Here is a 22,100-nt window from a genome sequence, read left to right as displayed (position 1 = left end):
CATGGATAGCCAAACCCTGATGTTATTCGGTGGGATCGGCGCGATCCTGGTGCTGGCCTCGCTGATCGGCCTGATCCTCAAGCTGCGCACCCGTGGCACCCCGAATGCGGTCGTGGAAAACCTCAACGCACGCATCAATGCGTGGTGGGTGATGGTGGTCGTGATCGGCATCGCCTTCTGGCTCGGCACCGCCGCCGTGATCCTGCTGTTCTATGCGGTGTCGTTCTACGCCCTGCGCGAATTTCTCACCCTCACCCCAACACGGCGCAGCGACTACCCGGCGCTGGTGTCCGCGTTCTACCTGGCACTGCCGCTGCAATACGTACTGATCTATTCCGACTGGTACGGGCTGTTCTCGATCTTCATTCCGGTGTACGTCTTCCTGCTGCTGCCGATACTCGCCTCCCTGGGCGGTGACAGCACGCACTTTCTGGAGCGCGCATCGAAAGTGCAATGGGGGCTGATGATCGCAGTGTTCTGCGTATCCTTCGTGCCCGCTCTGCTGACGCTGGATATCCCCGGCTACGAAGGTCGCAACCTGCTCTTGATCGCCTACCTGGTGATCGTGGTGCAGCTGTCGGATGTGCTTCAGTACGTCTGTGGGAAATTGTTCGGCAAACACAAGATCGCGCCGAACCTCTCACCCTCGAAAACCGTGGAAGGTTTTGTTGGCGGGATCCTGCTGTCTTCGCTGATCGGCGCGGCACTGTGGTGGACCACACCGTTCAACCCGTGGCAGTCGTTCCTGATTGCGCTGCTGATCAACCTGCTGGGGTTCGCCGGCGGAATTGTGATGTCGGCGATCAAGCGCGACCGGGGCGTGAAGGACTGGGGGCACATGATCGAAGGGCATGGCGGGATGCTGGATCGGCTGGACTCGGTATGCTTTGCCGCACCTATTTTCTTTCATTTGGTGCGGTATTGGTGGACCTGACCTCACCGTCTCCAACTCAAACAAAGATCAAAATGTGGGAGCGGGCTTGCTCGCTCCCACATTGGGGGTGTGGTGTTTTTTCAGGGTTTAAGCAAAGTCTGAAACCTGCGTTCCTGCCTCCCTCATCCCTTTTTTATCCCGAATCCAGACATCAGCTTCGAAGACGCACAGGTCTAAGGTGATCCTACGGAATAAAGTCTGTCGGATCGAGCCCAGCAATTCTAGGGGCTAGTCAGTGGGCTAATCAGAAATAAAGTCTGTCGCAGCGCCATTTTTTTAGGCTTTGGAGCCAGACCTACTAAATAAAGTCTGTCGGGAGCATGCAAGCTATTAAAAATGCTTTTTCAATAAACACCAGCAAATGTGCCGAGCGCAAGCGCAATGGCGGTACGACGGCCGAGAATGCCTCACGCCGTTTGGTGCCTGGTGGAGAGTCTAACCAATAAGCCATCTGACTACTCTTTTTGGCCGATGTGAGCCTGTCATGACGGGCGGCAGTCGGCCAGACGCGGTCAGTTGTCAGCACCGAGAACTGCCTCAGCTAGCTGGTCATCGAAGTACTCCGTGTTATCGCGGGGCTCTGAATCCAATCGCCGCCTGGCCTCGGCCAACATTTGAGGAACTGCGATTCGCTGGTTCAGAAAAGTAGCGACCATGAGATCTGACAGCTCTTTAAAAGGCGTGTCCCAGGCATCTCGACAGTGCTGAAGTAACGTTGTGGGAGCCTCTCCTTTCCAAGGGCCAATGATGCTGGCTACTGTCGTCGGTTGGACCATTGGCATCAATTCGTGCTGGTTGGAAAAAGGGATTCTACCGACAGATCGCACGCAGTGCGAAGGGCCGCTTTGGGTCGATTCCTGCCCTCAGGAAATGGCAGCATTGGGTCCAGACTGAGTGAAAACGGTTTCGGTGGGACGTGTCGCCGGTTTGTCAAAAAATGCGGCGCCCTGTAGGCGCTCCCACTTTTGTGCAAGGATTCGTTATAACTAAATTTATTCCTAGCAATCGCCATTATCATCACGGCCCTCGCTCAGGGTGCCGCGGTTGCGTACGCTCATCGATTAATCAGAGTTCTGAACATCGACTCTGACGACTCAGTGAACCAAACCAAAGCGCCAATGGCGCCTTTTTTATTGCCTGTAAATTGGAGATTTTGAAAATGACTATGCTTCGTAGAACTCGAATAGTGAGCCGTCACCAAGCCTGGTGGAAGCAGGCTTGGGATCATTGTCTCAATCAGTCGAGAGTGGAAGCGATCTGAGAGAAGTTATTGCCTGGCAATATTTTCGCTGCCGGTCCAGTTCAACAAACGATGGGTGAAGCCATAGCTCGCAGCCTGGTAATAGCTAATTGCGCGTACGATCAGGGGGTCGTCAAGTTGAGCCGTAACCTCATGACTTGCGCCTAGCGCGTCATCGTGGCGTCGCAACAAAGATCGGGGGCTGAGAATAGCCAAATCTTTACCATCGAACAGACCAAGGTGCTGATAATTGCCTACCAACACGCGGGGTGGCAAGATGGACGGTTGAAGCAAGTCACGACCGAAAAAAGTCGATTCGTAATTAATGTTTAACAACCCAAGTATGGTCGGAGCTAAGTCAATCTGACTGGCAAGTTGACCATCTTCACGCGCAGGAATGAGCTTAGGTGCGTAGATGAACAATGGGATTTGATAGTTACGTATCGGAAGATCTTCCTTACCTGCGCTACCAGCGGTGTGGTCAGCGACAAAGACAAAGATAGTGTCGTCGAACCAGGCCTTCTTTCGGGCTGCTTCAAGGAACTTTCCGATTGCATAGTCGGTGTATTTCACAGCACCGTCGCGGCCGTCACCGGATGCAATATCAATCCTGCCCTCGGGATAAGTGTATGGACGGTGATTGGAGGTTGTCATCAGCTGCAGCAGGAACGGTTTTTTTTGAGCGAAATTCTCGTCTGCCAACTTCATAGTCAGTTGATAGAGATCTTCGTCAGCCATACCCCAGGCGTTTTTAAAATGGATCTCTGCTTCATCCACGCTGCTTTGATCGACTACCTTATAACCATTCCCGCCGAAGAATGCATTCATATTATCAAAGTAGCCACGGCCGCCATACACAAACGCACTGTCGTAACCGACATGATTGAGCTGCTGGCCCAGGCTGGCAAAACCACTTTCACGGCCCACTCGTTTGACGATCGAGCGGCCCGGCGTTGGTGGAATAGACAACGTAATGGCCTCCAGTCCACGGTCTGTCCTGGTGCCAGTGGCATAGAAATTGTTGAAGTACAGACTTTCTTTGCGCAATTGATCGAGATTCGGCGTCAAGTTGCCAGGGTTACCATTGCTACCCATATACTTGGCGCTGAAGCTTTCGATAGTCACCAAAATAATATTATGTCGCTTGGTCTTTTCGTTATGCGTCACGACTCGACGGACATCAAGCGAATCCTTACCGACGAATCTTACGTCGCTTTCCGCCAACTCTTGATGGATCTTCTTGCCGACTAAGTTATTCGGCAAGGTGCCGTAAAACTGTTCGTAATCCAACTCGTTATTACGAAACGCGGCAAAGAACTGGTAGGGACCATTGCTGGCCAACTCATGCTGATAGGTGTTGCCGCCTTTGCCACGGGGAGTGTCTTGATCAACGACAAAAAAAACGGCGGCACTCAAGGCAAAAACCACAGCGATATTCAATAAACGCTCGCGCCAGGTCGGCAACCGCGTACTGATCACCCGTTTCAAAGGTCTGTGCAAAAAAATGCAAATAACAATGGCGATCACGCCCAACCCGCTGATCAATTTACCGATGGGGTAAGACTCTAGGATGTTATTCAATACCTCATCGGAGTACACCAAATAATCCACGGCAATAAAATTGAAGCGTACGCCGAATTCGTCCCAGAACAGCCACTCTGCTGCAGCAGTAAACAACATCACGAACACGCTGAGAGTTAACAGGCCTTGCAAAAACCAGCGGTGCCCACGGGTACGCCACAATGAGGGGGGGCACAGCAGTCCATAAATGCTCATCGGCAAAGTTGCGAACACCAGAAAGCTCAGGTCATACAAGGCGCCTATACCGAAAATCGAAGCATATGCAGTACCCGACTCCGAAAGGTGAGTGGTAAGTAATACCAAGCGGGTGAGGAAAAAAACCACTAACCACAGGCCTGTGACCATTAGAACTAAACGCAACGGAGCTGAAGCGGGAAAACGCATTGAAAACTCCTTGTTATTATCCTTCAGATTGGAAATTTTTGTGCTAATGGATCTGCGCATTACGAGGCTTAAGCCTTGGACATGCCTTCCTTCGAATGCACTGAGCGACGACATTTTGAAGGGTTGGACCGAATTTATCCGATGAAGCAGCAAAATTTCGTCAAAGCGAAATTTGCTGTTCACAATAGCTGGAAATCGCCCCAATGCACGCGGTGGTCATGAGAAAGGAAGGTTCCAGCATTTGCATAGAGATTTCAGGTGTTGCACAGATTGAACACGTTGGTGCGGTCTCGTGAGCATAGTCGGGTAGCTCCCGATACGGCGCAAGCTTTTGTTGTCCAGTGCAATTTTACTGTTACTGGTTGGAAATTTGAGGAGTCCTTGACCTCCGGCTTTTAACGTCCTGAAGCGAAATAAGCTGCTCACTGTGATTCTGTAAACGGCAGCTTGATCCTCGATCGGCACTTGCTAGGTATCCTCGAAGATTCACGTCAGCCCCCTGGTGGCCGCAATTAATATCAGGTGAGCGGGAAATCCTGACGAAAGAATAGTGTTTTTCCTACAGACCCTCTCGAAGGTACGTGTTAGTAATACATAGTCAGAAAAAGGATTTTGATAATGGGATTACGATGGATTGCTATTACCGCTCTGTTAGCACCAAGCTGGATTTTATTTTTATTGATTCTAATGGTCAGGGCTTTTCGATATTCAGAGTTTTACAATTCTGCCACTTTCATCTATTGTCAACTTGTTTAGTGTTGTCTGTGTCTCCGGTGAATTTTAAAATTTAATACGGTCTGCGGAAGCTTGTCTAAATATCTGGTGGCTCGATTTTAACTTCCGAGTATTAAGTGATTTTTAGTGTTTTCGTAGTGGTGAGTTATTAGTGTGAGGTGTCTGTGATTGTTAAACGGGAATATACGAAAGGCACTGACGATATAAGAATAAATTCCGGTGATGGTTCGGAGCTGAAATATTGGTCGGCTAAATTTGGGGTTAGCAAGGCTGATATTAAAGCTGCTGTCAACGAAGTGGGTAGTTCGCTAACGGCAGTAATGGTTTATTTTAAGTCCCGTGAGCCTTAGCTGGCCTACGGGCTTTTATGAGTCTTGAGTTATTTTAAATTCTAAAAGCCTCTGTTGCGTTTTCTTTAGGTTTACGGGTGTAGTAAGTGGCTATTGCCACTAAGGCGAGCAATATGGACAGTAAAACTATTGATGAGCCAACTGTACCGAAATCAAGACCACCTTTAGCCGAGGGTTTTGTGAGTACATCTCCCAGAGTCGCACCAAAGGGGCGCGTTAGCACGAATGCCAGCCAAAATAACAGTACCGAAGAAATTCGCGTTGTATAGTGTAGAAGTACGACAACTGCGATTGATCCACCGATTAGCAATGCTCCGCCCGCGAACCCTAGGCCTGAGTCATCCGCTAGAAAGTCTCCAAGTGCCGTGCCTAGTGTGTTTGAAAACAATATCGCGAACCAGTAAAAAAGCTCTCCTTTAGTACTAGTAATGCGGTGCACAGATAGTGATTTCTCGCTGCGGTTCCACATGAAAAATGTTGTGACCAATATTGAAATCAATAGTGCTGATCCGGCAGCGTAACCTAGCCCTAAACTTCGATCCATGAAGTCGGACATTGTTGTGCCTGCGGTGCTCGTGGTCAAAATCACCGACCAGTATAGAGCGGGCTTATAACGGTCGGAAACCACCTGGCCGAAAAGTGATATTGCAAAAAAGCTAATCAATATTATAGAGCTAACTGCATAACCCACATTGAGAGTCATTGACAGCAAATCACCTGCCGTCTCCCCCAGTGTCGTTGCGCAGATTTTCATTATCCAAAAAGCAAGTGTTATCTGAGGCAATTTATTCATATTTGAGCCTTGTCGTAACGGGTAGAAGAAGTTCCCCCGCCGAGGGAGGTTGCCTTATTTTTGATCGGCTCCTGTAAAAAATATGTGATAAATACATCAAAGTAATGCGGGGTTTAGTGAGAGGATATCGCGGGCCTGAGATACGCCTAGCTAAAGACTATTCCTCGGCACTTCGCGAAAAAACAGCGCGGTGATCGAAAGGGCCGCGCTGGAGCGTGCTGGAGGTCTAAACGGCCAGAGCTTCCAACTACTAGTGTGCTGTTCGCGAAATAGCTTTTCATTATTTTCGGCTACACTTCAGATGCCATCCCAGCCTTGGAGAGCTTATCGTGAGCGCTCTGGACATCACGCTTAGCCCTGAAGAAACGATCGAACTCAAACGGCGCGTTCGCTCTGCCACCATCCCTCAGCGAGAAGGTCGGCGAGCCCGCATAATCTTGCTGGCTGCCGAAGGAGAAACCCGAGACAACATTGCACGGTTGACGGGCTTTTCCTGCCCAACGATCACGCTCTGGTGCAAGCGTTTCCAGGCTCGTCGACTGGATGGCCTGGTCGACGAACCTGGGCGTGGGCGCAAGTCATCTTTGCCCGAGGAAACGGTTCGCCGGGTCTTGGAACAGGTCACCCGCCCCCGCATCGGAGAGCCGCGCTGGAGCTGTCGGAGCATGGCAAGGGCAGCGGGTATTTCCTCGACCACCGTCCATAAGCTGTGGGCTGCCAATGATTTAAAGCCTCACCTGACGCGCACATTCAAATTGTCCAACGATCCGCAGTTTGAGGAGAAATTCTGGGATGTGATCGGGCTCCGCCGGACAAGGCTTTGGTGTTGTGCTGCGATGAGAAAAGTCAGGTTCAGGCATTGGAGCGAACACAGCCGGGTTTACCTTTGGGCATCGGCCATATCCAGACTAGATCCCATGATTACACCCGCCATGGCACGGTTACGTTATTCGCCGCACTGGATTACCTCCAAGGGAAATTGATCAGCAGCATCGAGCGTCAGCACCGGCATCAATGCCTTAAGAATGGCAGGTTGATGAAGTAGCGTTCGAATTACCCAATAGCGCCCTAGATCATGGGTATATGCGCCAGTGCGCCCCAGCTTTTCGATGACCTCTTTGGCCTTTCCGTGATCAAGCGGTTCCACTCCCCCTTTGGTGTCAACGAAGAAGACCGACTTTCGATTCTCTACGCTCACCTGCACATCCTTGATCGGGATTGGGCGCTCGGTTTTGCTCTTCCAGTACTGGAAGCTACTTAAGAACGGCTCCGAACCAGATAGGGGGTTCGCGTGGCGCCCATGGTGCGGTAGGCATACCGACAGGAAAGAATCTTCGGCCGCGCCGGTTTGGCGATTCCGCGCTCCACGCTGGCTCAATGGGTGGGGCAAACTGGCGTGCAGCTCCAGCCTTTGGTTGATGCCCTGCGAGAGGTCGTCCTGGCTCAGCGGGTTGTGCATGCTGATGAGACGCCGGTGCAGATGCTTGCACCCGGGCAGAAGAAAACTCACCGTGCGTATGTCTGGGCTTACTGCACTACGCCGTTCTCGGCACTTAAAGCAGTGGTCTACGACTTCAGCCCAAGCCGCGCCGGTGAGCATGCCCGCAACTTTCTCGGTTCCTAGAACGGCAAGCTGGTGTGCGACGACTTCGCGGGCTACAAAGCCGGGTTCGAAAAAGGCATGACCGAAATCGGCTGCATGGCTCACGCTCGCCGCAAGTTTTTCGATCTGCATGTGGCGAATAAAAGCCAATTAGCCGAACAGGCACTGCACTCGATTGGCGGCTTGTATGAGGTTGAGCGTCAGACGCGCGACATGAGTGATGAAGTTCGATGGCGCATACGGCAAGAAAAAGCGGCGCCGTTGGCGAATGTACTGCACGACTGGATGTTGACCCAGCGCGATCTTGTGCCCAACGGATCAGCAACGGCCAAAGCCTTGGATTACAGCCTGAAACGCTGGGTAGCGCTGACGCGCTACCTGGAAGATGGGGCTGTGCCCATAGACAACAATGCGGTCGAGAATCAGATCCGACCGTGGGCACTTGGCCGTTCCAATTGGCTGTTTGCCGGGTCGCTTCGCAGCGGTAAACGAGCAGCAGCGATCATGAGTTTGATCCAGTCGGCACGCATGAATGGGCATGACCCGTATGCCTATCTCAAAGATGTACTGACGCGACTGCCGACGCAGCGTGCCAGTGAGATCGAGCAGTTGCTTCCACATCAGTGGATGCCTGCCTGATCTGTGCAAGGTGTATTCCCCGCTCGCTTACCATCGTATGGGATCGCCTACATGATGGTGAAAACTGAAATCACCAGGACCTGAAACCGATTGGGAAATTACGAATTTTGGAAGAGATCGCCCATTATTTAGGCGATCATTTCCTGCTGCATAAATCGAGATGCAACTGATTATCCTAGGTCCCATGGGCAATTTCCTACAGACAGCTAATTAGGGAGCTCGTTATTCTCCACTAAACAGATGCGCATAAATGGAATCGAAGTCATGGGCGAGCAATGGATTGCTGTTACTAGTGTGTTGGCAATGGCATGGATCGTATTCATCGCGCTGATTATCGAGAGGTACCTCTTTTGATTCAAAAGCGTGCCGTCAAACCCTGGCAATTCTGAAATGTGCTAGTGGGCGGAAGTCGGAGAATCACACCAAAGCGCCCTTAACGTCATAAACGCACGCCCCCCTCCTCCAATAACGGCGCTTATGTTCAAAAGGCCCCAACACTTGAACCAAGTGTGGGTGCCTTTTTAAGGTTACGGTAACCAAGCCCCCCTACACTGGCATGCCGGTGCAGGGGAGGCTTTGCTGAGGAGCGTTTCGTCCGTGGCGTGAGAAGGTTTCATTGTCGGGCGGCTATAGGGCTGATAAGGCCACTCTAGGGCGGATGTTGGCAAAAAAGTCAAAAAAAGGTGGCGATTGTCTTTGTTCGGCGCAGGTGCTTACGGCGCTTGCAGCCAAACCGTCACGCACAGGCCACGCTGCGCTTGGATATCGTTGAACGACAACTGCACCCGTGCGCCGCTGCGCTCTGCAATCGCCTTGACGATCGACAGGCCCAGCCCGGAGCCGGCCTCGTAGGTGCCCAGGCTGCGGTAGAAGGGATCGAACACCCGCGCCTGTTCCTCTGTGGCAATGCCGGGGCCGGAGTCCTTGATGTGCAGCAGTACCGCGCCTGCGGCCTGGGTCACCGAGAGGTCTATGCGCCCGCCCTCCGGGGTATAGCGAATGGCATTGTCCACCAGGTTTTTCACAAGGGTGAACAGGTCCATCGCATTGAAGGTCACGTGCACATCATGGTCGCCGTCCATGCCGATATCGAGCTGCTTGCGTTCGGCCAGCGGCAGCAGGTCTTCAAGGACCTGGCGATACACGGCATGCACCGACAGGCGGGTCTGCAACCGCTCCGAGGTTGACTGTGCCGCCGCCAGGCTCAGCAGTTGGTCAATCAGCTGGCGCCCACGCGCGATGCCCCGGGACAGCGGCACAAAACGCTCGCGGCTCATGGGCGACATATCGGTTGCTGACAGCCGGTCTGCCTGCAGAGCCAAGGCTGTCATGGGTGAGCGCAACTCGTGGGCGGCATCGGCGACAAACCGCCGCTGACTGTCCATGGACTGCGCGACGCGCGCCAACAGGCGATTGATCGCCACCACAAACGGGCGTACTTCGGTGGGCAGGTGCTGTTCCTCGATGGGGTGCAATTCTTGCTCGGCGCGTTGGTCGATCTCGGCCGCCAGCACCCCAATCGGGCGAAACAGCTTGCGCACCAGGTCGCCGACGACCAGCAAGAGCACCGGGAACAGAATCAGGAACGGCAACAAACTGCGCCAAGCGGCTTCACGGGCGTCCTTGTCGCGGGCGTCGGACTCCTGGGCCACGGCGATGCGCTCGCCACCGGCGGTGGTGTGCACCAGCACGCGAAAGGCTTCACCGGCCACCTCAACCGTGGACAAGCCATCCGCCAGGCTGACGGAAAAGGGCAGGGGCAGGGCTTCATCGGTGGTGCCCATGGCGTGCGAGCTGTCGCTCAGGCGCTGGATGATCACCCGGGTTTCTTCGTCGTCGCCGGCCAGCGCCGGGCCTTGTGGGTATTGCAGGGTCATCTGCTGGCGGTCGAACAGCATCGCCACCTGGCGCAAGGTGGCGTCCTGTTGTTCGTGAGTTTCTTCAAACGCCGAGACAAACGCAAACACACTGGCCGCCAACGCCACCAGCAGGATCGCCAGGCACAAGGTCACCGACAGCCGCAGTTGCACCGACTCACTCAAACGCTTTTTGAAACCATCCATCCCATGCCCCTGACATTCTTGATCACGTGGGTGCCCAACTTGCGCCGCAAGGCGTGAATCAGGAACTCGATGGCATTGCTCTCCACTTCATTGCCCCAGCCATACAGGCGGTCTTCCAACTCACTGCGCGAAAGGATCGCCCCGGGGCGGATCAGCAACGCTTGCAGCAGGGCAAATTCGCGGCTGGACAACGCCACCTCGCGCTGTTCGTCGGTGTTCGCGTGTTTGCTCAGCAGGTCCAAGGTCACCACGCCATTGCCCAGCACCGACTGGGCGGCGCCCCCCTTTCGGCGTAGCACGGCGCGAATGCGTGCCAGCAGTTCAGCGATGTCGAAGGGTTTGAGCAGGTAATCGTCGGCGCCACCGTCCAGGCCGCGCAGGCGGTCGTCGAGGTTGTCGCGGGCGGTGATGATCAGCAGGGGCACGGGATTGTTGCGCGCGCGGATGCAGTCCAGCACGTCGAGGCCGTCCTTGCCGGGCAGGCCCAGGTCCAGCAGCACCAAGTCGTAGGAGTGGGTATCGAGGGCGGCCAGGCCCGTGAGGCCGTTTTTAACCCAGTCGGCGGCATAGCTCGCATCGCTGAGCGCGCGCTGAATGGCGTCGCCAATCATGGAGTCGTCTTCGACCAGTAGAATCCGCATCTTGCTCTCCAGCGCCAACGCAAACGCGGCGAGGAAGTCGCCGCGTGTATAGTGAAGCATGTTGTCAGCCTTTCATCGAATCGAAGGCCTTGAGCAGGTCGTCCATCGCGGCCTGGCAGTCGGCCTGGTTCGGGCTGGTGTCACGCAATGCCGAGAGCGCGCGGTCGATGGCTTTATCCAGCACGTGCCAGTCGCTTGCCGCACGCGGTTTGATCCCGGCTTCGGCGCTGTCCCAGCTGCTTTCCAGGTCCTTGATGCGGGCTTTGGCGCCGGCCAGGTCGTGCTTGGAGACCAGGGCCGACACGTCCGCGGCAATGTTGCGGAACTCCGACAGGTCCCCTAGTTTCGAGGCTTGGCGCTGGCTGCTGCTTGAGCCGGTACTGGCTGCGTCCTTGGGTTTATCGGCAGGTTTCGAGCAGCCAGTGGCGATGCTCAGCAGGCCGATGGCGGAAATAATCGCGACGTGGCGGATCATGTTTCTAAGGTTAAGCATGGTGATGTCCTTGGGTTCAATGAGTAAGGGGTTTGCGGTTGCCGACGCTGAATTGAGCCACGGCCACCAGCAGAACGATGACGAACAGGAACAGCGCGCTGGTCCAGCTGGCGCCCATGCCCAGGCCGCCATAAGTCTTGGCCTGGGTGAGCAGATCGCCCAGCGAAGCACCGAAGGGGCGGGTGAGGATGTAGGCGACCCAGAAGGTCAGCACGCTGTTGACGCCCAGGCGCCAGGCCAGCAGGGCAACGCCGATCAGGCCGGCGAAAATCACCGCGCCGAGGGTGAAACCCAGGCCCAGTGCCTCGGTGGCCAGGTCGCCGGCGGCAGTGCCCAGGGCGAAGGTGCAGAGCACCGTGGTCCAGTAGAACCATTCGCGCCGTGGAGTGACGATGTCGCGGATCGACAAGCTGCGCTCGGTGCGGTACCAGAGCATAAAATTGAGCGCGAGCAGCACCGAGAAAATCGCCGTGCTGGCATACAGGCTGACGTCGAGTTTATCGGTGAGGATATCGGTGATCTGTGTGCCGACGATGCTCACCAGCACCACGGTCAACCAGTAGATCCACGGTGTGTAGGCCTTGGTGCGCAGCTGCCCGAACAGCGCGAGCCCCAGCAGCGCGGCCATGCCGAGGCTGGTGGGGCCAGCGCCGAAGCCAGCATCCACGGCGAGGTAATCCGCGCCGGTTTCGCCCACGGTGGTGGACAGTATCTTGATCACCCAGAATGACAGCGTCACCTCGGGTACTTTGTTCAGCCAACGGGCTGCTGTGGCATTCATCGGGATTACCTCTCCTTGACCGCGCGGTGGTTGGCGCAAGGGAGAAGGTACGGCACGAGACTTAGCTGAGACTGAGGGCCGGTTTTTTATCCAAACAGCACGTGGGCGGTGCCTGTAGTCGACAGGTGCACCGCGCTGCCGGCCGGTGGCGCCAGCAGGCCGGCGCTGCGCACCAAGATCGTATGGCTCGGGTCAGCGTGCAACGCCACGGTCAGCGTACAGGTGTTGCCGCCGAACTCGCGCTCGGTCACCACGCCAGGGCAACCGGTGGCACTGAGGTGCACCTGCTCGGGGCGCAGCATAATCCGCGCCGAGTCGTGGCTCAGCGGGCTGTTGGTCTGGATCCGCCCCAGGTCGCAGTCGGCCCAGCCGGCCTGGATACGCGCGGGCAGCACCACTGCATCCCCGAGAAACAGCGCCGTCTGCTCATCGGCCGGGTACTGGTACATCTCCATCGGGTGGCCCGACTGCACCAGGCGGCCCTTGCGCATCACCGCCAATTGGTCGGCAAATGACAGTGCTTCCGCCTGATCATGGGTCACCAGAATGGTGGTGATGCCGGCATCGCTCAGCAGCCGCGCGACCATCTTGCGCATGGCCGAGCGCAAGCCGGTGTCCAGCGCCGAAAACGGCTCGTCCAGCAGCATCAGGCGTGGCTGTTGCGCCAGGGCGCGGGCCAGCGCCACCCGTTGCTGTTGGCCGCCGGACAGCTCATGGGGCCAGCGCCGCGCCATATTGGCGTCGAGGGCCACGCTGTCCATCAGCTCGGCGATACGGCTGTGGTACGCCTCGCCCTTAGTCGCCAGGCCAAAGCCGATGTTGTCGGCCACCGTCATGTGCGGGAACAGTGCGCCATCCTGCGGCACATAGCCGATCTGGCGCTGATGTGCCGGTACGGCGTGGGTGGCGTCCACCAAGACCTGGCCGTTGAGTGTGAGGCTGCCGCTGTCGGGAAATTCAAACCCGGCGATCATGCGCAACAAGGTGGTCTTGCCGGAGCCGGAGGGCCCGACGATCACCGTGCGCCCGCCGGTGGGCACCGACAGGCTGACGTCGGCCAAGGCGCGCTGGCTGCCGAAGGATTTGCAGAGGGCGTGGAGTTCAAGGGCGTTCATCGGCCTGCCGTGCGTTTGGATTGGTGGTAGAGGAGGCCGGTCAACGGCAGAGACAACAGGATCATGATCAGCGCGTAAGGCGCGGCGGCGGCGTAGTCGATCTCGCTGGTCATCGCCCAGAAGCCGGTGGCCAGGGTACGTGTGCCATTGGGCGCGAGTAGCAAGGTGGCAGTCAGCTCGTTGGCGATGGCCAGGAACACCAGCGCCGCCCCGGCAGCCGCGGCGGGCGCGGCCAGGCGCAGGGTGATCAGCCACAGGGCGGGGCCCGGCGAGCGGCCGAGGCTGCGGGCCATGTTTTCCAGCTCCACCGGCGCCTGGGCGATGCCTGCGCGCAGGCTCACCAGGGCCCGTGGCAGGAACATCAACAGGTAGGCGAGCAGCACAGTAATAGTGGTTTGGTAGATCGGCCGGGCGAAGTGGATGGTCACCGTGACCAAGGCTAGCGCCACCACGATGCCCGGCAACGAACTGGTGATGTAGTTGCAGCCCTCCAGAATGCGCTGCAAGCGCCCCGGCGCACGGATCGACAGCCACGCAATCGGCACCGCCGCGCAGGTGGTCAGCACCGCGCCGGCCACTCCCAGCAATACGGTTTGCTCCAGCGCCGGTAGCAGTTCGTTGAAGCGCCAGACCTCGCGGCCACCGGCGATCAACCATTGGCTCAGGGTCACCAGCGGAACGCCCAGGGCCAGCGCGCAGGTAAGGCTTTGCAGGCCCAGGGCGAGCAGGGTGGTGCGCGGGCTCAGGCGCACGATGCGCTGCTCGCGGGCGCTGCCGGAGCCGACCCGCGCATAGCGGGCATGGCCGCGTGCGGCGGACTCGGCGGTAAGCATCGCAAGGCAACACAGGGCCAGCACCGCCGCGAGCATATTGGCCGCCGGGCCGTTGAAGGTGGATTTGAACTGATCGAAGATCGCGGTGGTGAAGGTGTCAAAGCGGATCATCGCATACAGGCCGTACTCGGCCAGCAGATGCAGGCCCACCAGCAGCGCACCGCCGCAGATCGCCAGGCGTAACTGCGGCAACACCACGCGCCAGAACACCGCCCACGGCTTGAGGCCCAGGGACTCGGCTACATCTTCAATCGCAGGGTCGAGCCGGCGCAGGGTCGCCGCCACCGGCAGGTACAAAAACGGGAAATAGGCAATCACCGACACCAGCACGCCGGCCGGCAAGCCGTGTATCGAAGGCACCAGGCTCACCCACGCGTAACTATGCACAAATGCCGGCACCGCCAGCGGCGCGACTGCCAACAGCGACCACAGCCGCCGCCCCGGCAGGTCGGTACGCTCGGTCAGCCACGCCAGCGCAGTGCCCAGCAGGATGCACAGGGGCAGGGTGATCACCACCAGCAGCAAGGTGTTGACCAACAGTTCACCCACACGCGGGCGCCACACCAGCGCTTCGATCTGCGCCCAGCCGATTTGCCAGGACACGCCGATCACAAACGCAATCGGCAGCAGTGCCAGCAGCGACACCAGCACCGACAAACTCGTGACCCACCTGCCCCCACGGCCTTTGAACAGGCCGTGAACGCGGCGTTGCGCGGGCGCGGTCAGCGCCTGGGCCGCAGCCTCAGGCAACAATCAGAGCAGCCCGGCCTGGGTCATCAACTCCACCGCTTTTTTGCTGTTGAGCTTGGAGGCGTCGACTTTCGGAGCGTCCAGCTGTGCCAGCGGGGTCAACTTGGGGTTGGATTGCGCGCCCTGGCCCACGGCGTATTCGAACGAATTGCCGTCCTTGAGGATGGCCTGGCCGTCTTTGCCGGTGATCCATTTCAAGAACGCCTGGGCTTCTTCTTTATGTTTGCTGGAAGCCAGTACCCCGGCGCCGGAGATGCTCACAAACGCGCCAGGGTCCTGGTGCTTGAAGTAGTGGAGTTGGGTGTTCTTGCTGTTTTCTCCGGTCTTGGACTGGTCGACGAAGCTGTAGTAGTGGTAGATCACGCCGCTGTCGACCTGGCCAGCGTTGACGGCCTTTAACACGGCGCTGTTGCCACGGTAGATGGTCGCATTGGCTTTCATCGCCTTGAGCCAGTCGAGGGTGGCGGCTTCGCCCTTGAGCTCCAGCACTGCGGCAACGATGGCCTGGAAGTCAGCACCGGCCGGCGAGGCAGCCCAGCGGCCGTTCCAGTTGGCCGAGGCCAGGTCCATCAGGGATTTGGGTAAGTCGGCTTCTTTGAGCTTGCCGGGGTTGTACACAAACACCGTGGAGCGCGCGGCAATGCCCAGCCACTTGCCATGGGCCGGGCGGTACGCGGCACCAACTTGTTGCAGGGTGGCCGGCGCGACCGGCGCGAACAGCCCGGCATTGTCTACCAGCACCATGGCCGGGGAGTTTTCGGTGAGGAACACATCGGCCGGGGAGGCCGCGCCTTCCTGCACGATCTGGTTGCCCATCTCGGTGTCGTCGCCGTTACGGATGGTGACCGGAATCCCGGTTTCCTGGGTGAAGCCTTCAACCCAGGCCTTGGTCAGGCTCTCGTGCTGGGCGTTGTACACCACGATGCCGGCCATTTCGACGGCATATACCTGCCCGGCGCCGACCAATGCAGTGGCTATAAAGGCTTTAGTGAGGAAAGACGGTAGACGGGAAGCCATACGTTGAATGCTCCGTTTTTTTATGGATACACAGGAAGCCTGTGGGTTGTCGATTGATACTCGACCAATAGGAATCATTTGCATGTTGAAGCGCGGCGAATTTAGAGCCGTGAATGAGAAAAAAACGTCAAATAAACTGTTAACAAATGTGATTTGGCTTATCAGGCGACGCGGTTAGAACTATGGGAGGGCGCTGTCCACTGGCCGCTCTTGGCGATAGCTGTCAGTAGGGGCCATGCTCGCGTAGGATGGAGGCTCACCTCCATCAGCTCAGAGAGGGCATTTCACGTATGAATGAATCCGTGCGAACAATCGTGAAATGCCAAGATCCAGGAGATGACAGCGGAGACGTCATCATTGATCTCTCACCGGATGTGCTTGCCGCAATGAACGTAGATTTGGATGATTTGTTGAGCATCGAGCTGATCGACGGATCGATAGTGCTAAAGCCAGTTCGAGACACTGACACGCAATCTTGACGCCGATATCTACCCATTGCGCCGTTCGAGGCGTCTACGAAAGCAAGGGCGATTCAATGTGATCACCCTCAATTCTGCAATCGAACAGCAGTCATCTTAGCCCTTTGCTGCTCCCTGACCACAGCCTGCTGATCTATTCGCGTCTGGATTTGGGTGTAGAGCTGAGCCCGCTCGTTGTCGCGGTCGGCCACCGTAACCACCAGTGAATACTGTTCCTTTTCTGCAGCCGAGGGATTCCAGTCACGATCCTGCCTGACTACGACCACAAACCACTTCTCGCCGGGTTTCCCTTGTTTGAACGTCCAGCGAGAAGACTGAACCGTGCCATGGTTTCTCATTTGGGCGGGAATGTCGCGATTTGTGTCCCTGGCCTCTTTGAGTACCTCCGTCTTCTTTTTCATCTCCTGGCTAAAGTGTTTCTGTACCTCCTCCAGCGAGGTTCCAGTGACCAAGCGGTAATAAATTTGGGTAGCCAGATATTCAATCCGGGTAGTCCGGACTACCGGCGAGTAAGCCAGTGTTATTGAAAGCTCTCGGGTCCCTCGAGCGGAGCGCAAATAGTCCTCCGGCAACGGCAGTTCGAAGAACTGGCATCCGTCGTTCTCGATGGTTTCCTCTGACATCAACACCACGACGTTATCGGAAGACCTGAAAAGATCAGCCTCACTCACCACACCATAGCCGGCCACATCCCTTTCTACGTCACGGTTCCAGGTGGCTTTTGCCTTCTTGTAGCTCTTTCGAAACTCCTCCGAAAACGTCGAGGTGACCGCATCCGGCAGATAAGCCTGATTCACCAGCATTGCGCGAAGCATGTTCGCAGACGCCGTCGGGTAAGCGTTCAGCAGGCGCCCGGCTAGGTGAGTGATGTACGGCGCCGCCAAGCTGGTCCCGCTTATTTCCTTAAAAACCGTATTCCCCGTCCACTGGTGGTTGAGCGTTAACACGCCCAAACCTCGCATGTGCGGCGCCCATTGTGCGTTTGCTTGCCTCATAGGGCTGGCGAGATTGCCGCCGGCCGCAACGAGTTCGGGCTTGATCGCCCCTTTTACCGACGGGCCGTGCCGAGTGAAGGGAGATGGTTGGTTTTCCGATGCAGGTGAAAGATGGTAAATCTCCGGATACTTCTGGCTATCAATCGTAGAGTTGTGTCGGGAGATGCTCCCCACCGTCAACACCATCATTGCAGGTGCGGGGTCAATGATGGCGCTCTGGGCAGCGATTAGGTACTCCGGGTACTCGTCGCGCCAACTGTTGGTTGGGACTGGTGGGCTTTCGGAGCCACAGAAATTGCCCGTAGAGACTACGAACAAGATGTTGTACCGCCGGGATAGGACATCCAGGATATAGGCTAGCCCTCTGACATGCGCACCATCGTAGGGAGCATTATTGTTGCCCAGCGAGAGGTTGAAGATCCGGCATCCGAGTTCGACGAAATGCTCTACTGCCTTCGTCAGCGATACCTCGAGTGTAAGTTCGTCGTAGACCGCATTACCTGTATGCGGACATTTCTTCATGACTTTTCCATTGAAGAGCCAGAACTCCGGCTTCCAGAAATTCGAGTTGTTACAACCCTCCACGTCGCCGTACAGGGCAACGCCGGCCACAGCGGTGCCGTGACCTGCTTCATCTGCATCCCCCTCCTCATCGACAAACGAGGCGCTCTCAGCCATTGCAGGCTTCAGGAGGGGATGATTTCCGTTAATGCCGCTGTCTAGAATGCAAACGCGGGCTGCGTCATTAGGGGGTGGCGGGATGTTGAGAGGCAACTCATTGATGTCTCGGTTCAGCTGTTGAATGCTAATGCCAGTGGCTGGGATGAGATCCACCAGACGAACATCGCGCTGGTTGAGCAGCAACTGAGCTTGCTCGGGGGTGACCTCGACCCGGTACATGAGCAAGCTGTCCAGATTGATTCTGTCGAGCTTCTTGATGTGCTCGGCGGCTAGCCAGGTCTCGAAAGAGGTTGTGAGCTGAACACGACTTGGGTGATGCGCGACCTGAATAGGCCACAATTCGACATCGAGCTTGAAGGTGAGGGTGTCTGGCAAGCCTATATTCTTAAGAGCCCAACTCTTCCGATCTTCTGCGGACCAGGCATCTACACCTGCAATAGCCTCGAGAATCTGGCGATGGGTCAAGTTGGCATCCATGACACCCAGCTTTTGAAGATGGGCGGTAAATTTTGCCAAACCCTCTTCGCTCGCGAACACTACGCAGAGTTGCTTGCCTTCTTGGCTGATAAACTCCAACCCATGCGTATTCAGGTTGGCGAAGGTCAATGCGCCCTCGTATTCCAGCTTTAAAACATAAGGGGATTTGTCTGAAGAGCCAATTTGCTTCTTGGCCAGCCCCTCCGCCGTGGCGAAGTAACCGTTGAGCTTTTGACCGTGACCAAGCCGATCTTCGCGGGTGACGAAGTGAGGGGGGCTTTTGGTCCGACGCGAGTTATCCAGAACTTCACGTGTAATACTCAGATGCTTGTAGGTTGCCACAGCTTCTTCCTTGAAAATTTATGTTTTAGGACTTTCTGAGGTCCTCCCGCACAAGAGCGCTTTTAAGCTCCTTGATGGTCAGAAACTCTTGCTCTCGCAGGATCATCCGTTTGGCGGCGCGGCGAATAACCCGCTCGATATCCGCGCCGCTCTTACCTTTAAACTCCTTCAATACTTCTTTGTCGTCAATCTCGAATTGACGACGGATCCCTCGCAGTTTCAGCAACAAGATCTCCTTCAACTGCTTTTCATCCGGAAGCGGAAACTCGATCGACTCATCGAATCGCCGCCAAATGGCAGAGTCTAAGATCTTCTCATGGTTGGTAGCCGCCAGGATCAAACTAAGACCTTCGTATGAGTCCATCATCTGAAGGACCGCGTTCACAACACGTCTTAGTTCGCCATGGTCGCCACTATCACCACGTTCTTTACCGATGGCATCGAACTCATCGAAGAGAACAACAAACGGATGTTGGGCAATAAAATCGAAGACCTTACGAAGGTTGGCTGCCGTTTCGCCCAAGAACGAGGACATCAATGCATCCAAGCGGACGATAGCTAAAGGTCGATCAAGCTCGAAGGCCACGACCTCTGCAGCAAGCGTCTTTCCGCAGCCGGGTGGGCCGAAGAAAATCACCTTGCCAGCGGGCTTCATGCCGTAGCTGCGCAGCACATCAGCACGCCGGTTCTCCTCAAGGATCTCCTCCAATGCAGCGGAACTGCTGGGGGGAAGTATCACTTCATCAAGAGACCGCTTTGGAGTTCTTATATCGAGCAGTGGTAAACCACGCTCCTTGTCTACGGGAACGTCGTAGTGAGCTCGTGGCGTATTACTGGATGCCTTGAGATTCAAATCGCTGCCGTAGAGGATCTGCTCCAGATCGTTAGCCAGAAGATGATGCTGCTTCTGCCGCTCCTCCTCGATAACCGCTTTAGAGGCAAGACGAAACGCATCGGCATCGCCAGCGGTACCTGCTCGGAACAGCTGACGGAGAATTTTTCCATTTGCCATAATTACCACCTTCTAAGTTATTGATTAATAAACTTATATAGACTTCGACAACCCTGTCACGACTACATAATTCCCAATAACTTGTCTCGCATTTTGATTTTCATAATCAGGCACTCCATTCCCAATTCAACATCTGTACACACACGTGCTAACACTTTGGAGCCGGGCAACTGGCATGGCGGCGTATCCTAGTTCATGTTGGAGTGGTCTTAAATGGCCCCTCCCGAAATTCCGCCGAGCTGCAACCTGTCACCCCACCTCTCGACCGATTGCAAGAGCCATCCAAGATGGCAGGAGCGACCGCACCGAGTTCAACGCCTGCCAGTCGATGGGAGTCAGCTGTTTACGCAGCCTTTCCATCACCTCACCTATACGCCGCTCTCCCAACCAAGCCAAGGCTCGAATTGCAGCACCGGCAGTCGTGGAGCCAAGCGCTAGCATCCAGCGAGGGGCGTGTCTTATCTCCGCCGTTGCATCTCCCACTTTAAGCGCCCGAGTACGCCCATTGCTGAGAAAAACGTTCCCATCTAGGGCTTGCGCCGACAGACCCAGCATCTTTGCAGAGCGCGCCCCATCAAGGACGATCTCTTCCTGATTCTTCGAAGCCAGGGCGCTAACAACCTTATCCATCGAAGGCGTTGCTTGCTTACCCAGGCCTGTAATGGCGGCTAGGTAAAGCCCACGAGCCGCGCGAATGAGCTGCCCAGCCTTCGCCAATCTTGAAAGCGCCTGATCTACAGCAGCCCGGCTCCCCAAGTGTAGAAACTCTTTGGGACTCAGTAAGCCACCCTCAGGCAGACGCCTGCTGTGGTCTAGGATCGATTCAGGAAGGGTCTTCATAGGCTTAGGCTGCTCTTACCACTTTAATGTCAGAAGTATGAGTCTATATCTGACATCGGTCAAATAATGATCATGCTTAGCCGCGAGTAGTCTTCAGGCCATTGGGACCCACTTGCGTCTGTGTATTGGCGCTTACCCTGTTTGACCCAAAAGCTGACGTGACTTTTGTAAAGATTGCGGTCTCAGGCCGTGCGCCAATTTGCACGCGAGGCAGCCCATTGCCGGCAAGTAGGGCAATTTGGCAATAGGCCTCAACAACATGCCGGGAGATGCAAGCCTGCCTCTTTAGTGAATCTGCTGCTCGGCTGAGCAAGGTGATTATCCAAATCAACCCGTAACAGATAGCACTTGCCGTCGTTTTGTCGCTATTATGCCTACGAATAGTCATAATGCCCTCAAATTGACAGCGAGTATCTTGCATGGCCAGATTAAGCGTTCGCGACTTTCCTGATAACTTGCACCAACTGCTGCTACAGGCAGCTGCCAGGCATGAACGTTCACTAGAAGGGGAAACCCGGTTTGGACTGGCGCGTTATCTTGAATCCCTCGAAGCGCCTCAGCCTGAGACAGCGTCGCTGTGTGAATCTTGGCAGCGCTCTACCGGCCAGCGTTTGCAAAAGCTATTTATGCGCTTGCGCGAAGACGACGTTTTTTCCTGGGGCGAGCGCAGCGACTTGCCTCACCTAGCCTTGGCTTTAGGGGAAACGTCGCCGGCAACTCTGATGAACTGCATCGACGGTCGTGAAGCGCTGCCCTTTGATCTGGCCAAGCGTATTGCTGACCGCTACAGTTGCAGTCTGGAGTGGCTAATCAACGGCTCAAGCTCCATGTTTCCATATCCAGAAGTTGGCGGGGACTATCACGAGTTTTTCGAGCCAGCAGTCAGCGGCAGTGGTGTCAGTATCAAGCTGGTCCGGCTCTGCACCGTTGAGGATTCCGACGGCAATCCAGGCCCACATGACGGTACCTTGCTGATGTTCAGATGCAAGGACGACAAACCAAACATTGCCTCTGGGTATAGCGGTCGCTTTTATTTAAATGATCGTATGGGTGGTGGCGGCCATGGCAGCCTGGCAAATTTTGCCAATTTTCTAAACGAGAATAGAAGCTTGCAATTCAGCGAATACAATTGCACGGCGCCGATTGATAATTCGATGATGTGGGACCACCACCCCAACTACTATCTTGGTTTCAAGCATTGCAGTAAGGCTTCCTGGCTCTACCCTCTGCTTGCTGGTAGGTCACCTTCCAGCATTGATTGGTCGCAGCATCACGGCTACATGAGCCCAAAGCCGGAGATTAGCTACTTTCATGATCTGTAG

Annotated in this window: 15 protein-coding genes and 2 pseudogenes; 5 read left to right on the top strand and 12 right to left on the bottom strand. The window is 55.9% G+C overall.

Annotation, left to right across the window (positions count from 1 at the left end; all coding sequences use genetic code 11):
* Nucleotide 1: 1 nt before the first annotated feature.
* The gene (locus tag TU75_RS11385) at nt 2-934 is read left to right on the top strand and encodes a phosphatidate cytidylyltransferase (RefSeq protein WP_060548987.1); all 933 of its coding nucleotides are present in this window, start codon (nt 2-4) and stop codon (nt 932-934) included.
* A 1,267-nt stretch (nt 935-2,201) separates the two neighbouring features.
* Here the strand turns inward: TU75_RS11385 and TU75_RS11375 are convergent.
* Complete coding sequence (locus TU75_RS11375) at nt 2,202-4,139, bottom strand: LTA synthase family protein (protein ID WP_060548985.1); 1,938 nt, start codon at nt 4,137-4,139, stop codon at nt 2,202-2,204.
* Between the two features lie 893 nt (nt 4,140-5,032).
* On the opposite strand from TU75_RS11375, the gene TU75_RS26480 reads away from it, so the two are divergent.
* Nucleotides 5,033-5,224, top strand: a complete 192-nt coding sequence (locus TU75_RS26480; RefSeq protein ID WP_082630369.1) for a DUF3606 domain-containing protein — start codon at nt 5,033-5,035, stop codon at nt 5,222-5,224.
* Between the two features lie 34 nt (nt 5,225-5,258).
* Here the strand turns inward: TU75_RS26480 and TU75_RS26475 are convergent, their stop codons facing one another.
* Nucleotides 5,259-6,017, bottom strand: a complete 759-nt coding sequence (locus TU75_RS26475) for a COG4705 family protein (protein ID WP_082630367.1) — start codon at nt 6,015-6,017, stop codon at nt 5,259-5,261.
* A 329-nt stretch (nt 6,018-6,346) separates the two neighbouring features.
* Between TU75_RS26475 and TU75_RS26470 the strand changes: the two are divergent.
* Nucleotides 6,347-7,032: pseudogene (locus tag TU75_RS26470) on the top strand (IS630 family transposase); the annotation flags it as partial.
* Nucleotides 7,033-7,332: 300 nt separating this feature from the next.
* A pseudogene (gene tnpC / locus TU75_RS11365) lies at nt 7,333-8,259 on the top strand (IS66 family transposase); the annotation flags it as partial.
* A gap of 713 nt (nt 8,260-8,972) precedes the next feature.
* On the opposite strand, the gene TU75_RS11360 reads toward tnpC, so the two are convergent.
* From TU75_RS11360 to TU75_RS28015, 10 genes are all read right to left on the bottom strand, one after another.
* Nucleotides 8,973-10,322, bottom strand: a complete 1,350-nt coding sequence (locus TU75_RS11360; RefSeq protein WP_060548983.1) for an ATP-binding protein — start codon at nt 10,320-10,322, stop codon at nt 8,973-8,975.
* Complete coding sequence (locus TU75_RS11355) at nt 10,298-10,963, bottom strand: response regulator (RefSeq protein WP_060549074.1); 666 nt, start codon at nt 10,961-10,963, stop codon at nt 10,298-10,300. The genes TU75_RS11360 and TU75_RS11355 overlap by 25 nt, the downstream gene beginning before the upstream one ends.
* A 64-nt stretch (nt 10,964-11,027) precedes the next feature.
* A complete protein-coding gene (locus tag TU75_RS11350) occupies nt 11,028-11,456 on the bottom strand; it encodes a hypothetical protein (RefSeq protein ID WP_060548982.1) in 429 nt (142 codons plus the stop codon).
* Nucleotides 11,457-11,472: 16 nt separating this feature from the next.
* Nucleotides 11,473-12,237 carry a COG4705 family protein gene (locus TU75_RS11345; RefSeq protein WP_060548981.1) on the bottom strand — a complete coding sequence of 255 codons (765 nt, stop codon included), beginning with the start codon at nt 12,235-12,237 and terminating at the stop codon, nt 11,473-11,475.
* Nucleotides 12,238-12,323: 86 nt separating this feature from the next.
* Nucleotides 12,324-13,352 (bottom strand): ABC transporter ATP-binding protein, encoded by a 1,029-nt coding sequence (locus TU75_RS11340; RefSeq protein ID WP_060548980.1) that lies wholly within the window; start codon nt 13,350-13,352, stop codon nt 12,324-12,326.
* Nucleotides 13,349-14,911 carry an ABC transporter permease gene (locus TU75_RS11335; protein ID WP_082630378.1) on the bottom strand — a complete coding sequence of 521 codons (1,563 nt, stop codon included), beginning with the start codon at nt 14,909-14,911 and terminating at the stop codon, nt 13,349-13,351. Before TU75_RS11335 ends, TU75_RS11340 begins: the two co-directional genes overlap by 4 nt.
* A gap of 27 nt (nt 14,912-14,938) precedes the next feature.
* A complete protein-coding gene (locus TU75_RS11330; RefSeq protein WP_060548978.1) occupies nt 14,939-15,952 on the bottom strand; it encodes an iron ABC transporter substrate-binding protein in 1,014 nt (337 codons plus the stop codon).
* A 547-nt stretch (nt 15,953-16,499) separates the two neighbouring features.
* Nucleotides 16,500-18,926, bottom strand: coding sequence for a S8 family peptidase (locus tag TU75_RS11320; RefSeq protein WP_060548977.1), 2,427 nt, complete (start codon nt 18,924-18,926; stop codon nt 16,500-16,502).
* 25 nt (nt 18,927-18,951) lie between these two features.
* Nucleotides 18,952-19,938 (bottom strand): AAA family ATPase, encoded by a 987-nt coding sequence (locus TU75_RS11315; protein WP_046070202.1) that lies wholly within the window; start codon nt 19,936-19,938, stop codon nt 18,952-18,954.
* A 249-nt stretch (nt 19,939-20,187) separates the two neighbouring features.
* Entirely contained in the window at nt 20,188-20,778 is a 591-nt protein-coding gene (locus TU75_RS28015) for a DUF6088 family protein (RefSeq protein ID WP_060548976.1), read from the bottom strand.
* 419 nt (nt 20,779-21,197) lie between these two features.
* On the opposite strand from TU75_RS28015, the gene TU75_RS11305 reads away from it, so the two are divergent.
* Complete coding sequence (locus TU75_RS11305; protein WP_060548975.1) at nt 21,198-22,100, top strand: FitA-like ribbon-helix-helix domain-containing protein; 903 nt, start codon at nt 21,198-21,200, stop codon at nt 22,098-22,100.

This window comes from Pseudomonas poae (assembly GCF_001439785.1).
GTDB classification, from domain to species: domain Bacteria; phylum Pseudomonadota; class Gammaproteobacteria; order Pseudomonadales; family Pseudomonadaceae; genus Aquipseudomonas; species Aquipseudomonas poae.
This window is presented reverse-complemented; position numbering and strand designations above follow the sequence as displayed.